The 14009-nt window shown below is 66.1% G+C and carries 12 protein-coding genes; 8 read left to right on the forward strand and 4 right to left on the reverse strand.

All coding sequences use genetic code 11. From position 1 onward, the window contains the following. Positions 1 to 99 precede the first annotated feature (99 nt). Entirely contained in the window at positions 100 to 426 is a 327-nt protein-coding gene (gene cutA / locus DFS13_RS24500) for a divalent-cation tolerance protein CutA (protein ID WP_006494457.1), read from the forward strand. Then, positions 419 to 2263 (forward strand): protein-disulfide reductase DsbD, encoded by a 1845-nt coding sequence (gene dsbD, locus DFS13_RS24505; protein WP_111442220.1) that lies wholly within the window; start codon positions 419 to 421, stop codon positions 2261 to 2263. Before cutA ends, dsbD begins: the two co-directional genes overlap by 8 nt. A 129-nt stretch (positions 2264 to 2392) precedes the next feature. Here the strand turns inward: dsbD and hemB are convergent, their stop codons facing one another. Beyond that, positions 2393 to 3391: a porphobilinogen synthase gene (hemB, locus tag DFS13_RS24510; RefSeq protein WP_006482872.1), complete on the reverse strand. Its 999-nt coding sequence runs from the start codon at positions 3389 to 3391 to the stop codon at positions 2393 to 2395. Between the two features lie 252 nt (positions 3392 to 3643). Then, positions 3644 to 4303 (reverse strand): ribosome biogenesis GTP-binding protein YihA/YsxC, encoded by a 660-nt coding sequence (yihA, locus tag DFS13_RS24515; protein WP_006477171.1) that lies wholly within the window; start codon positions 4301 to 4303, stop codon positions 3644 to 3646. A gap of 214 nt (positions 4304 to 4517) precedes the next feature. Between yihA and DFS13_RS24520 the strand changes: the two genes are divergently transcribed. From DFS13_RS24520 to msrQ, 5 genes are all read left to right on the forward strand, one after another. Beyond that, a complete protein-coding gene (locus DFS13_RS24520; RefSeq protein WP_012492295.1) occupies positions 4518 to 5171 on the forward strand; it encodes a cytochrome c in 654 nt (217 codons plus the stop codon). 200 nt (positions 5172 to 5371) lie between these two features. Then, positions 5372 to 7585, forward strand: coding sequence for a cytochrome c biogenesis protein ResB (locus DFS13_RS24530; protein ID WP_111442221.1), 2214 nt, complete (start codon positions 5372 to 5374; stop codon positions 7583 to 7585). Positions 7586 to 7589: 4 nt separating this feature from the next. Next, positions 7590 to 8780: a c-type cytochrome biogenesis protein CcsB gene (gene ccsB, locus DFS13_RS24535; protein WP_006494454.1), complete on the forward strand. Its 1191-nt coding sequence runs from the start codon at positions 7590 to 7592 to the stop codon at positions 8778 to 8780. A 158-nt stretch (positions 8781 to 8938) separates the two neighbouring features. Further along, on the forward strand, positions 8939 to 9934 hold the full coding sequence (msrP, locus tag DFS13_RS24540; RefSeq protein ID WP_111442222.1) for a protein-methionine-sulfoxide reductase catalytic subunit MsrP: 996 nt from the start codon (positions 8939 to 8941) through the stop codon (positions 9932 to 9934). Between the two features lie 20 nt (positions 9935 to 9954). Continuing rightward, positions 9955 to 10641: a protein-methionine-sulfoxide reductase heme-binding subunit MsrQ gene (msrQ, locus tag DFS13_RS24545; RefSeq protein WP_006482924.1), complete on the forward strand. Its 687-nt coding sequence runs from the start codon at positions 9955 to 9957 to the stop codon at positions 10639 to 10641. Between the two features lie 82 nt (positions 10642 to 10723). On the opposite strand, the gene DFS13_RS24550 is transcribed toward msrQ, so the two are convergent. Next, positions 10724 to 10999: a lipoprotein gene (locus tag DFS13_RS24550; protein WP_105866668.1), complete on the reverse strand. Its 276-nt coding sequence runs from the start codon at positions 10997 to 10999 to the stop codon at positions 10724 to 10726. Positions 11000 to 11035: 36 nt separating this feature from the next. On the opposite strand from DFS13_RS24550, the gene cyaY reads away from it, so the two are divergent. Continuing rightward, a complete protein-coding gene (gene cyaY, locus DFS13_RS24555; protein ID WP_006482891.1) occupies positions 11036 to 11362 on the forward strand; it encodes an iron donor protein CyaY in 327 nt (108 codons plus the stop codon). 81 nt (positions 11363 to 11443) lie between these two features. Here the strand turns inward: cyaY and DFS13_RS24560 are convergent, their stop codons facing one another. Further along, a complete protein-coding gene (locus DFS13_RS24560) occupies positions 11444 to 13837 on the reverse strand; it encodes a penicillin-binding protein 1A (protein ID WP_034201087.1) in 2394 nt (797 codons plus the stop codon). Positions 13838 to 14009 lie beyond the last annotated feature (172 nt).

A 14009-nucleotide genomic window follows, 5' to 3' on the forward strand; every position in this document is an offset into this window, starting at 1 on the left:
GTCGCGCGGGCTGCGCTACGATACGGGGCAACCGGTGCGGCCCCTGAACGGGGGTGACCGGCGCCGGCAGGAGCCGGCAGACCAGCGAGGAGGGCGCGGATGATAGTGGTGCTGATGCTGACGACGGTGCCCGATGCGGCGACGGCTGCGGCGCTTGCCGACGGCGCGCTCGACGCGCGGCTGGCCGCATGCGTATCGGAGCTCGGCACGATCAAGTCGCGCTATCACTGGCAGGGCAAGGTCGAAACGGCCGAAGAGATCCAGTTGCTGTTCAAGACGAGTCCCGTGCGGGCGCTCGAACTGGAGCGATTTATTGTCGCGCATCATCCTTACGAGACGCCTGAAATCGTCTCGTGGCAAACGACGGCATCGGCCGCGTATGGCCAGTGGGTGACCAACGAAACTCAACGTCTATTTCATGTTTAACGGTATGGCGCTTTCGGTGCGCGTGCGCGCGCTGCGGTTTCTTGCGGTCCTGTTGTCGTTCGTGTTCGTGCTGGGCGGTCTGTCCGTCGCGCGCGCGGCCGACGATTTCCTCGATCCGTCGGTCGCGTTCAAGTTCAGCGCGAGCGAATCGCCGGGACAGGTGGACGTCCGCTTCAAGATCGCCAGCGGCTATTACATGTATCGCGAGCGGTTCGCGTTCGCGGTGAAGAGTGGCCAGGCGACACTCGGCGAGCCGCAGTTCCCGGCCGGCCACGTGAAGTTCGACCAGACGTTCCAGAAGGACGTCGAGACCTATCGCGACGAAGTCGTCGTTCACGTGCCGGTGAAGCAGGCAGCCGGGCCGTTCGAGCTCGCGGTGACGTCGCAAGGCTGCGCGGACGAAGGGATCTGCTATCCGCCGGCCGAGCACGTGATGAAGGTCGATGGCGCCGCGCTCGGCGCCGCATCGTCGTCCGGCGACACGGCTGCCGCGGGTAGCTGGTTCGACAAGGTCACGAGCGCCGATTTCGCGCAGTCGCTGCTCGAAGGCCACGGCTTCTTCACGATCGTCGCGCTCTACTTCGTCGCGGGCGTCGTGCTGAGCCTGCTGCCGTGTTCGTATCCGATGATTCCGATCGTGTCCGCGATCATCATCGGCCAGGGCACGCGCGCGACGCATGCGCGTGGCTTTGCGTTGTCGTTGACCTACGTGGTCGGCATGGCGCTGGTCTACACGGTGCTCGGCATCGCCGCCGCGCTGGTTGGCCAGAGCCTCGGCGCGTGGCTGCAGAATCCGTGGGTGCTTGGCGCGTTCGGCGTGCTGCTGACCGCGTTTGCAGTGTCGCTGATCTCGGGCAAGGACATCGCGTTGCCGGAGCGCTGGCAGAACGGCGCGGCCGAGGCATCGAGCGCGCGCCAGGGCGGCCACTTCGTCGCGGTCGCGGCGATGGGCGCGTTGTCGGCGCTGGTCGTCGGCGCGTGCATGACGGCGCCGCTGTTCGCGGTGCTCGCGTTCATCGCGCATACCGGCAACGCGTTGCTCGGCGGCGCGGCGCTGTTCGCGATGGGGCTCGGCCTCGGCGTGCCGCTGCTGGTGGTCGGCGTCGGGGCCGGGACGGTGCTGCCGCGCGCCGGCGCGTGGATGGACGGCGTGAAGGTGTTCTTCGGCATCGTGCTGCTCGCGGCCGCGCTGTGGATCGTGTGGCCGGTGCTGGCCGGCGGGCTGAAGATGGTGCTCGCGGCGTTGTGGCTGCTGATCGCGGCGGCGGCGCTCGGCCTGTTCACGCCGAACGCCGGCGCCGCGTCGATCTGGCGTCGCCTGGGCCGCGGCGTGGGCGCCGCGCTCGCGATCTGGGCCGCGACGCTGCTCGTGGGCCTGGCTGCGGGCTCGACCGATCCCGTCAAGCCGCTGGCCGTGCTGGCGGCGCGTACGGCGGCGTCCGGCGGTGCGGCGACGGCCGGTGCGGCTGCCGCGGACGGCCCCGCGTTCGCGCCGGTGCGCTCCAGCGGCGAACTCGACGCGTTGCTGAAGACGTCGGGCCGGCCCGTGATGCTCGACTTCTATGCCGACTGGTGCGTGAGCTGCAAGGAGATGGAGCATCTGACGTTCACCGACGCGCGCGTGCAGGCGCGGCTCGCGCGGCTTCACCTCGTGCGCGCGGACGTCACCGCGAACAACCCGGACGATCAGGCGCTGCTCAAGCGCTTCAACCTGTTCGGGCCGCCGGGCATCATCTTTTTCGATCGCAACGGCAACGAGATCGGCCGGGTGGTCGGCTATCAGGCGGCCGACACGTTCCTGCGCAGCCTCGATCGGGCGGCCGTGCCGACGGTATGACGATGGCTTGCCGGGGCGAACCGGCGAATCGCAGATTCGGGCCGGCTGACAGCTTCGATCGGCGATAAACAAAAAACGGCGGGACACCGAAGTGTCCCGCCGTTTTTGCTGATGCGCGCCGGTGCGCGATCAGCGCTGCGCTTTCAGCAGACGCGCGGCATCGAGCGCGAAGTACGTGAGCACGCCGTCGGCGCCCGCGCGCTTGAACGCGAGCAGCGATTCGAGCACGACCTTGTCGTGGTCGAGCCAGCCGTTCATCGCGGCGGCCTTCAGCATCGCGTATTCACCGCTCACCTGGTACACGTAGGTCGGGAAGCGGAACTCGTCCTTCACGCGGCGCACGATGTCGAGATACGGCATGCCGGGCTTGACCATCACCATGTCGGCGCCTTCGTCGATGTCGAGGCGTACTTCGCGCAGCGCTTCGTCGCTGTTCGCCGGATCCATCTGGTAGGTCATCTTGTTGCCCTTGCCCAGATTGGATGCCGAACCGACCGCGTCGCGGAACGGGCCGTAGAACGCCGATGCGAACTTCGCCGAATAGGCCATGATCCGCGTATGGATATGACCGTCGCTTTCCAGCATCTCGCGGATCGCGCCGATGCGGCCGTCCATCATGTCCGACGGCGCGACGATGTCGACGCCGGCTTCCGCCTGCGCGCGCGCCTGTTCGATCAGGATTTCGATCGTGTCGTCGTTGATCACGTAGCCGTTCTCGTCGAGCACGCCGTCCTGGCCGTGGCTCGTGTACGGATCGAGCGCGACGTCGGTCAGCACGCCGAGCTCGGGGAAGCGCTTCTTCAGCTCGCGCACGGCGCGCGGAATCAGGCCTTCGGGATTGGCCGCCTCGCGGCCGTCGGGCGTCTTCAGCGATGGCTCGATGGCCGGGAACAGCGACAGCACGGGCACGCCGAGTTCGACGCACTGCTCGGCGACCTGCATCAGCAGGTCGACCGACACGCGCTCGACGCCGGGCATCGACGGGATGGGCTGGCGTTGCTGGGTGCCTTCGACGACGAACACCGGGTAGATCAGGTCGTCGGTGGTCAGGCGGTTTTCGCGCATCAGGCGGCGGGAGAAGTCGTCGCGGCGCATCCGGCGCGGACGATGAAGCGGATGGAAGCTCATGGCGATTTGGCAGAAATCAGGGCAAGAAGACCTTACGGAACCCTTAGGTCATTTTCGAGATCGTTGGTATATGATAGCGATCGAGCGGCACGCGTTGCGTGCAGCTCCCCGCTTCTCCTCCCTGAGCGGGTGCCTGTCGTTTTTCGATTAGGCTGTTTGACCCGCCGTTCAACGGCGGGTTTTTTTATGAGCCGGCCGAATCCGCAGGTACCGTCAGGTGCGCACAGCCGATCCCAGCCGCGCGTTGCCCGCTCATTGTGCTACAGGCTCGCTTTTTTCGTCGGCGACGGACGGCCGCAGCCAGCTCTCGATCAGTTCATGGGCCTCGTCGAGCCCCGTACGCTTCAGCGCCGAGAACAGCTGGACCGTCAGCTTGCCCTTCACGCCCTGGTCGCGATACGCGTCGAGCCCCTTCTGCGTGTTGCGCAGCGCATTGATGCTTTCCTGGCGCGTCAATTTGTCGCACTTCGTCAGCAGCGTGTGGATCGGCTTGCCGGTCGGCGCGAACCACTCGATCATGCGTCGATCGAGATCGGTCAGCGGACGGCGCGAATCCATCATCAGGATCAGGCCGCAAAGCTGCGAGCGCGTCGCGAGATAGGACGACAGCAGCATTTCCCAGTGCGCCTTCGCGGCACCGGGCACTTCCGCGTAGCCGTAGCCGGGCAGGTCGACGAGGTTCGCGACGGGCTCGGCGGCCGGGCCGACGGAGAAGTAGTTGATATGCTGCGTGCGGCCGGGCGTCTTGGACGCAAAGGCCAGCCGTTTCTGGTTGCACAGCACGTTGATCGCCGTCGACTTGCCGGCATTCGAGCGGCCCGCGAACGCGATTTCCGGCTGGACCGTCGGCGGCAGGTCGCGCAGATGGTTGACGGTCGTGTAGAAGCGGGCTTGATGGAGCAGAAAGGCCATGGGAACCGGAAGGACGGGCGGCGCGAGCCGCTTGGTGGAGGCGGGGTAGCCCCGATAGGCGCGGGAGCTTTCAGCACGATATTGTACAATACGGCGGTTTTACCGAAGGCCAACGGGCGCCTGCCTCGCGCTTTTATGTGGCTTCTGCGGTAGACTGAACGCCGTCGTTTTTTGCAGAACCTCAAATTCCCACAAGACGAAACAGGGTGTGCGAATGAATCGACTGTGCAAGTCTCTGATGGTGCTTCAGGTTGCAGCAGGGTTCGTAGGTTTCGTAGCGGAGGCAAACGCGGCAGATGCGGCGAAGCCGGATCTGGACCGCGGCAAGGCGATTGCCGGGCAGGTCTGCGCGTCGTGTCACGGCGCCGACGGCAATAGTGCGTCGGGCAGTTTCCCGAAGCTCGCCGGCCAGCATCCCGAATATCTGGTCAAGCAGTTGAACGACTTCAAGACGCAGCCGGGCGCGAAGGGGCCGGTGCGTAACAACGCGGTGATGGTCGGATTCGCGAGCGCGTTGAGCGCGGACGACATGCGCAACGTCGCCGCGTACTACGGGTCGCAGACGACGAAGCTCGGTACCGCACGCAATGCGGCGACCGTGCCGGTCGGCCAGAAGATCTATCGCGGCGGCATCGCGGAGAAGGGCGTACCGGCCTGCGCGAGCTGCCACGGGCCGACGGGGCAGGGGATCCCGGTCCAGTACCCGCGTCTGTCGGGGCAATGGGCCGATTACACGGTCGCGCAGTTGACCGCGTTCCAGCAGGGTGCCGGCGCGCGCAACAACAACGAGGCGATGCATCAGATCGCGTCGCGGCTGTCGGATACCGAGATCAAGGCCGTCGCCGATTACATCGCGGGTCTGCGTTGAGCGGTCAACCGCGCATGGAATGACCGGCCGCCCGAAGGGCGGCCGGAGTCAGAACAAGAAAAGGGTGGGGCGCCGCTGTTCGCGGTCGCCTTGCCCTTTTTTGTTGGCACTCGCCGGGCCGTCCCGAGCGTGCCGATCGCCCGTTGGGGCGCAGCGAACATAGTGAGTGTGGGGGCTGTTTCCCCTGAGTCGGAGTTTGAATGAGCGTTACCACGTCGGGGTTGCAGTCGAAGTCGAGTCAGGGTGCGTCGAAACGCGCGGTCGAGCTGCTCAGCTCGATGCGCTTCGCGATCGCGCTGCTGGTGGTGCTGTCGATCGCGAGCATCATCGGCACGGTCCTGACCCAGGACGATCCGTATCCGAACTACGTGAATCAGTTCGGGCCGTTCTGGGCGGACATCTTCCGCTCGCTGGGCCTGTACAACGTGTACAGCGCGTGGTGGTTCATGCTGATCCTGATCTTCCTCGTCGTGTCGATCTCGCTGTGCGTGATCCGCAATGCGCCGAAGATGCTCGCCGATGCGAAGAGCTGGAAGGACAAGGTCCGCGAAGGCAGCCTGCGCGCGTTCCACCACAAGGCCGAGTACACGGCGTCGGGCACGCGCGCGACGGTCGCGGCGACGCTCGCCACGCTCGTCACGAAGGCCGGCTACAAGCACGTCGTGCGTGAAACCGACGGCGCGACGCTGATCTCCGCGAAGCGCGGCGCGATGACCAAGTGGGGCTACATTTCCGCCCACCTCGCGATCGTCGTGATCTGTATCGGCGGCCTGCTCGACAGCAACCTGCCGATCAAATTCCAGATGTGGATGTTCGGCAAGAGCCCGGTCAACACGAGCGCGACGATCAGCGAGATTTCGCCCGACCATCGCCTGTCCGCGTCGAACCCGACGTTCCGCGGCTATGCGTGGGTGCCCGAGGGCCAGTTCGTGTCGACCGCGATCCTGAACCAGCCGAGCGGCTCGTTGATCCAGGACCTGCCGTTCTCGATCCAGCTCGACAAGTTCATCGTCGATTACTACACGACGGGCATGCCGAAACTGTTCGCGAGCGACATCGTCGTGATCGATCGCGAGACCGGCCGGAAGATCCCGGCGCGGGTCGAGGTCAACAAGCCGTTCACGTACAAGGGCGTGTCGATCTACCAGTCGAGCTTCCAGGACGGCGGCTCGCAAATGCAGATGACGGCCTACCCGATGACGGGCAGCCATGCGGCGACCGTTCCCGTGAAGGGCACGATCGGCAGCTCGGCGCCGCTGCAGGTCCCGGGCGCCGACGGCGACACGATCGAGTTCTCCGATTTCCGCGCGATCAACGTCGAAAACATGGCCGACGCGAACGGCAAGCCGGACGTGCGTGGTGTCGCGACGACCAGCTCGCTGAAGGAAGTATTCGACGAGCGGCTCGGCTCGGGCGCGAAGACGTCGAAGCCGACGCAGCTCCACAACATCGGCCCGTCGGTGCAGTACAAGATTCGCGGCAAGGACGGCCAGGCGCGCGAATTCAACAACTACATGCTGCCCGTCGACATGAACGGCGAACGCGTGTTCCTCGCCGGCGTGCGCGCGAACCCGAACGATCCGTTCCGTTACATGCGGATCCCGGCCGACAGCCAGGATTCGATCGGCGAATGGATGCGCCTGCGCGCCGCGCTCGAGGATCCGGCCGTGCGCACCGAAGCCGCCGCGCGCTTCGCGCAGCGCTCGCTGCCGGGCGACGCGTCGCTGCGCGGCCGCCTGCAGGATAGCGCGTCGAAGGTGCTGACCCTGTTTGCGGCGAGCGACGACAGCGTCGGCCGCGGCGCGGATGGCCAGCCGGTCGGCGGATTTCAGGCGGTGGCGACCTTCATCGACCGCTCGGTGCCGAAGGGCGAGCAGGAGAAGGCCGCGAGCCTGCTGCTGCGGATGCTCGAGGGCTCGATGTGGGAGGTCTGGCAGATCGCGCGCGAGCGTGCCGGCGAGCCGGCCGCGCAGCAGGGCACCGACACGATCCGCTTCGTGCAGAACGCGATCAACGCGCTATCCGACAGCTTCTTGTATGGATCGCCGGTCTATTTGCAGCTTGATTCCTTCAAGCAGGTGCAAGCTTCGGTATTTCAGCTGACGCGCGCACCCGGCAAGAATCTGGTGTATCTTGGCAGCCTGCTGCTGGTCGCCGGCATCTTCTCGATGTTCTACGTGCGCGAGCGGCGACTCTGGTTCTGGCTGAAGGACGCCGGTTCGGGCGTCGATGTGGTGATGGCAATGTCCACGGCCCGCAAGACCTTCGATTTCGAGAAAGAATTCGTGCAGACGCGCGACGCGGCCGGCGCCGCCTTGCGCGCCGCACCTCGCGATGCCGCGCCCGCCGGTGCGGCTTCGACGGCCCGCCCGCCTGTCGGCGGCGGTTCCGATTCCGAGAATTCCACCCGGTAACATCATGGATCTCACGCAAGTTTCCTCTTCCCGTACGGCGTCGGCCCCGGCGCCGGCATCGTCGCCGTTGTTCGACGAGCGTCCGTTCCTCGCACGCCTGTCGCTGTTCGACTGGCTGTTCGCCCTGGCGCTCGTGGCGGGCGCGGGCTATGCGCTCGTGCACTACAACGCGCACATGGATTACTACGACAAGGCGGTGATGATCGGCACCGTGCCGGCGCTCGTCGCGCTCGGCTGGCGCTGGAAGCCCGCGCGGCTGATGATGGCGTCGATCGCCGTGCTGTCGCTGTTGTCGATCCAGATCTACCAGGGCGATCTCGCCCGCGCCGATTCGGCGTTCTTCCTCAAGTACTTCCTGTCGAGCCAGTCGGCGATCCTGTGGATGAGCGCGATGTTCGTGCTCGCGACGATCTTCTACTGGATCGGGCTGCTCGCGCGCGCCGAAACGGGCGCCGCGATCGGCCAGAAGCTCACGTGGGTCGCCGTGCTGATGGGCTTCACGGGGCTGATGGTGCGCTGGTACGAGTCCTACCTGATCGGTGCGGACGTCGGGCACATCCCCGTATCGAACCTCTATGAAGTGTTCGTCCTGTTCAGCCTGATCACGGCGCTGCTTTATCTGTATTACGAAGGCCACTACGGCACGCGTTCGCTCGGCGCGTTCGTGCTGCTGGTCATCAGCGCGGCGGTCGGCTTCCTGATGTGGTACTCGGTCGCGCGCGATGCGCAGCAGATCCAGCCGCTCGTGCCGGCGCTGCAAAGCTGGTGGATGAAGATCCACGTGCCGGCGAACTTCATCGGCTACGGCAGCTTCGCGCTGTCGGCGATGGTGTCGGTCGCGTACCTGATGAAGGAGCGCGGGATCCTCGCGGATCGCCTGCCGACGCTGGAGGTGCTCGACGACGTGATGTACAAGTCGATCGCGGTCGGTTTCGCGTTCTTCACGATCGCGACGATCCTCGGCGCGCTGTGGGCGGCCGAAGCGTGGGGCGGCTACTGGAGCTGGGACCCGAAGGAAACCTGGGCGCTGATCGTGTGGCTGAACTACGCGGCGTGGCTGCACATGCGGCTGATGAAGGGCCTGCGCGGCGCGGTGGCCGCCTGGTGGGCGCTCACCGGCCTGCTGGTCACGACGTTCGCGTTCCTCGGCGTCAACATGTTCCTGTCCGGGCTGCACAGCTACGGCAAGCTGTAAGATTTCCGCCGCTCGTCCGACCATAGACCGCCGGTGCACTGCGTGCCCGGCGGTTTTCTTTTGTAATGGGCGGGCGAACCGGGCGTCGAACGGCGTGCGACGGGCCGGGTCGAACGCTGATGAAGCATGCGCGTCGCGCATGCGGGAGGAACTGCACGATGTGGATCAAACGCCCTTTGCGTAACGTACTGACCGGCGCGGATATCGCGCCGAGCGAGATCACGCCGCGCGCGGTATTCGAGAATCGGCGGCGCGTGTTGCAGGCGGCCGGCCTCGCGGCCGCGGGCGGCCTGTTCGGCACCAGCGGCGCGGCGCTCGCCGCGTATGCGTCACCCGACGCGCGGGCGGCGAAGCTCGCGGCAAAAACCAACCCGACATTCGTCGCCATCGACAAGGTGACGCCGTTCAAGGACATCACGTCCTACAACAACTTCTACGAATTCGGCACCGACAAGAGCGATCCGGCGCAGAACGCGGGCACGTTGCGGCCGCGCCCGTGGCGCGTGAGTGTCGAAGGCGAGGTGCAGCACCCGAAGGTGTTCGATCTCGACGAGTTGCTGAAGCTCGCGCCGCTCGAGGAGCGCGTGTACCGGCTGCGCTGCGTCGAGGGCTGGTCGATGGTGATCCCGTGGATCGGCGTGCCGCTGTCCGAGCTGATCAAGCGCGTGCAGCCGACTGGCAACGCGAAATACGTGCAGTTCGTCACGCTGGCCGATCCGTCGCAGATGCCGGGCCTGTCGACGCCCGTGCTCGACTGGCCGTATTCGGAAGGGCTGCGCATGGACGAGGCGATGAATCCGCTGGCGCTGCTGACGATGGGCGTCTACGGGCAGGTGCTGCCGAACCAGAACGGTGCGCCGGTGCGGATCGTCGTGCCGTGGAAATACGGGTTCAAGAGCGCGAAGTCGCTCGTGAAGATCCGCTTCGTCGACAAGCAGCCGAAGACGAGCTGGAACACGTACGCGGCGAACGAGTACGGTTTTTATTCGAACGTGAACCCGAACGTCGATCATCCGCGCTGGAGCCAGGCGACCGAGCGGCGCATCGGCGAGGACGGCTTCTTCACGCCGAAGCGCAAGACGCTGATGTTCAACGGCTACGGCGACTTGGTCGCATCGATGTATCAGGGCATGGACCTGAAAAAGAATTTCTGAGCGCGACCGTGAGAAACGACATGCATCCTTCGACGCTCACACCCGCGCGCGCCGCGGGCGCCGGGCAGGCCGCCCGCACGGCGCGGGCCGGGGCGAACCGTCCTGCCGCGCCGCGCTGGCTCGCGCCGGCCAAGGTGCTGGTGTTCGCGGCCGGCCTCTACCCGCTCGCGCGCATCGTGCTGTTCGGGCTGACCGACCGGCTCGGCGCGAACCCGATCGAATTCATCACGCGTTCGACCGGCTTGTGGACGCTTGTCCTGTTGTGCATCACGCTGGCCGTCACGCCGCTGCGGCGCATCACGGGCTTCGCGCCATTGCTGCGCTTTCGTCGGATGATCGGGCTGTTCGCGTTCTTTTACGCGACGCTGCACTTCACGACCTACCTGTGGTTCGACAAGTGGTTCGACGTCGTCGCGATCCTGAAGGATGTCGGCAAGCGCCCGTTCATCACGGTCGGTTTCGCGGCGTTCGTGCTGCTGATTCCGCTCGCCGCGACGTCGCCGCGCGCGATGGTGCGCCGGCTCGGTCGCCACTGGGCGACGCTGCACAGCGCAATCTACGCGATCGCGCTGTTCGGCGTGCTGCACTTCTGGTGGATGCGGGCGGGCAAGCACGATCTTGCGCAGCCGAAGCTCTACGCGGCGATCGTCGCCGCGCTGCTCGGCTGGCGGCTGGTGACGTGGGGCTGGCGCCGCGTGCGCGCGTGACGGCGCGGCCGCTGAAAAACAAAAGGCGATGACCGGGAAGTCATCGCCTCGTTTCGTGCGCCGCGCGGGCGGCAGTGCGTCGTTACTTCGTCGCGGCCGGGCCCGATGCCGGGGCGGGCATGTTCGATGTGCTCGACAGTTCGGGCGACAGCGTGAGCGGCGAGCCGGACGTGTCGGGCGACTCGTCGGACGACGCGTTTTCGTCGGTCGGTTTCACGTCCGACGGCGGCGTATTCTGCGGCTGGATCGGCTTGGGCATCGGAGGCACGGTGGGCAGATAGAGCGCGCCGCTTTGACCGCAGCCGGCAAGAATCGCCAAAGCCGCTACAATCGCGCTCATCCGGAAAACGACTCGCATGATCGTCCCTGAACAATTTAACCGATAGAGTTTAGCATGTCCGATACTGAATACTTGGCCCGTGCAGAGGCCGTGCTGGCGGCCGTCGAGCGTACCGTGGACGTCGCGAACGACGGCGATCACGACATCGATCTGGAACGCAATGGCAGCGTGCTGACGCTGACGTTCGAGAACGGCTCGAAGATCATCGTCAACCTGCAGCCGCCGATGAAGGAGGTGTGGATCGCCGCGAAGGCCGGCGGATTCCACTACCGTTTCATCGACGGCGAATGGCGCGATACGCGCACGGGCACCGAGTTCTTCTCGGCGCTCACCGACTACGCGACCCAGCAGGCCGGCCTGCCGATCACGTTCAGCGCGTAACGGCGGGAGCGCAGCGCTCCGCGCGTCGTGCCCAAAGAAAAAGCGCCCCGCGGGGCGCTTTTTTCATGGCCGGGCCGCGGGTCAGTGGCCGCGGAACAGGTTCATGATGTCCTGCTTCTCCTGCTCGTCGACGTGCGGCACGGCCTCGTCGACGTTCTGCGCAGCGGGCGCCTGCGGCACGCCGACCGTCGACACGAAGCCGTGGCCCGGCGTGAACTCGGTGAAGTACAACTCGCCGCCGAGCGATTCGACGCCTTCCGGCACCGTCGGCTTGAATTCCGGCACGCCCTTCAGCGCAGCGCCCATGTAGTCGATCCAGACCGGCAGCGACAGGCCGCCGCCGGTTTCGCGATCGCCGAGGCTGCGCGGATTGTCATAGCCGATCCATGCGATCGCGGCGAGCGTGTGCTGGTAGCCGGCGAACCACGCGTCGTGCGAGTCGTTCGTCGTGCCGGTCTTGCCCGCGAGATCGGTGCGCTTCAGCACGTTGGTCCGCGCGCCCGTGCCGCGCTGCGCGACGCTCTGCAGCAGGCTGTTCATCACGTAGGCGTTGCGCGCGTCGATCGCGCGCGGCGCGTTCTGCTCGGCGACGAGCGGCTGCGCGCGCGCGACGACCGCGCCGTTCGGATCGGTGACTTCGGCGATCAGGTACGGATTGACGCGATAGCCGCCGTTCGCGAAGACCGAATACGCGCCGGCCATCTGCAGCGGCGTGACCTGGCCGGCGCCGAGTGCCATCGGCAGGTAGGCCGGATGGCGCTCGGCGTCGAAGCCGAAGCGCGTGATGTATTGCTGCGCGTATTTCGTGCCGATGTGATTCAGGATCCGGATCGACACGAGGTTGCGCGAGCGCTGCAGCGCGGTGCGCATCGACATCGGGCCTTCGAAGCCGCCGCCGTAGTTCTTCGGCTCCCACGGCTGGCCGCCGGTTTCCGCGGCGCTGAAATACAGCGGGCCGTCGTTGATCACGGTGGCGGGCCCGAGGCCCTTGTCGAGCGACGCCGAGTAGATGAACGGCTTGAACGACGAACCGGGCTGCCGCCACGCCTGCGTGACGTGGTTGAACTTGTTCTTGTTGTAGTCGAAGCCGCCGACGAGCGAGCGGATCGCCCCGTCCTGCGGGACGATCGACAGGAACGCGCCTTCGACCTGCGGCAACTGCGTGATCGACCATTTGCCGGCGTCGTTCTTCACGACCCGGACGATCGCGCCGGGGCGGATGCGCCGGTTCGGCTGCGCGTTGGCCGACAGCGCGCCCGACGCGAAGCGCAGGTTGTCGCCCTCGATCGTCGCCGTGCTGCCGTCGATGAACGCCACCGTGATCTGGCGCGGGCTCGCGGCCGTCACGACCGCGGCGATCAGCTCGCCGTTGTCGGGATGCTCGAGCAGCGCGTCGTCGATCGCCTGTTCGCGATCGTCGGCGCCGGCCGGCAGTTCGATGAAGCCTTCCGGCCCGCGATAGCCGTGGCGGCGCTCGTAATCCATGATGCCCTTGCGCAGCGCGGTGTACGCGACCTGCTGGTCCGCGGAGTCGATCGTCGTGACGACGTTGAAGCCGCGCGTGTAGGTTTCCTCGCGATACTGCGCATACATCATCTGTCTGACCATTTCCGCGACGTACTCGGCGTGCACGCTGAAATCGCGGCCCGGACCCTTGACGACGAGCGGCTGCGCGGCGGCTTCGTCGTACTGTTCGCGCGTGATGAAGTTCAGCTCGAGCATCCGCTGCAGGATGTATTCCTGGCGCACCTTCGCGCGCTTCGGATTCACGACCGGGTTATACGCGGACGGCGCCTTCGGCAGCCCCGCGAGCATCGCGGCTTCCGCGAGCGTGATGTCCTTCAGATCCTTGCCGAAATAGACGCGCGCCGCGCTCGCGAAGCCGTACGCACGCTGGCCGAGATAGATCTGATTCATGTAGACCTCGAGAATCTGATCCTTCGTCAGCGCGCGCTCGATCCGGTACGCGAGCAGCATTTCGTAGATCTTGCGCGTGTAGGTCTTCTCGCTCGACAGGAAGAAGTTGCGCGCGACCTGCATCGTGATCGTGCTCGCGCCCTGCGACGCGTGGCCGTTCGTCAGCGCGACGAAGCCGGCGCGGATGATGCCGGTGAGGTCGACGCCGCCGTGATCGTAGAAGCGCGCGTCCTCGATCGCGAGGATCGCCTTCTTCAGCGAGTCGGGCACGTCCTTGAAATGAACGACGTCGCGGCGCTCCTCGCCGAATTCGCCGATCAGCACGTGATCGGACGTATAGATGCGCAGCGGTACCTTCGGCCGATAGTCGGTCAGCGCGTCGAGCGACGGCATGTTCGGCCAGGCCACGACGAGCGCATAGCCGAGCACGAGGCCGCCGGCCACGACGAGGGCCACGCACATCGCGGCGAAGCCGAGCAGGACTTTTTGCCACCAGGGCCGCTTCTTCGGCTCCGGGGCGGGAGGCGGGGACGTAGGAGTCGTGGATTGCATAGGCATACCGGAAAACAGTCCCGCGATTATAGCTGCCCGGTAAGACCGGTCCTGACGCGGGGGCCGCCCGTCGGAAAGCCGCGGGTCGGCGTGCCGTCAGCATAGTCCGCGCATGGCCACCGCGAGCGGATGCTGGCCGTTTGGCCGACTGTCGGCCGCATGCGCCGCTTTGCAGAAT

This window comes from Burkholderia sp. 28_3, from assembly GCF_003253915.1.
Classification (GTDB): Bacteria; Pseudomonadota; Gammaproteobacteria; order Burkholderiales; family Burkholderiaceae; genus Burkholderia; species Burkholderia cenocepacia.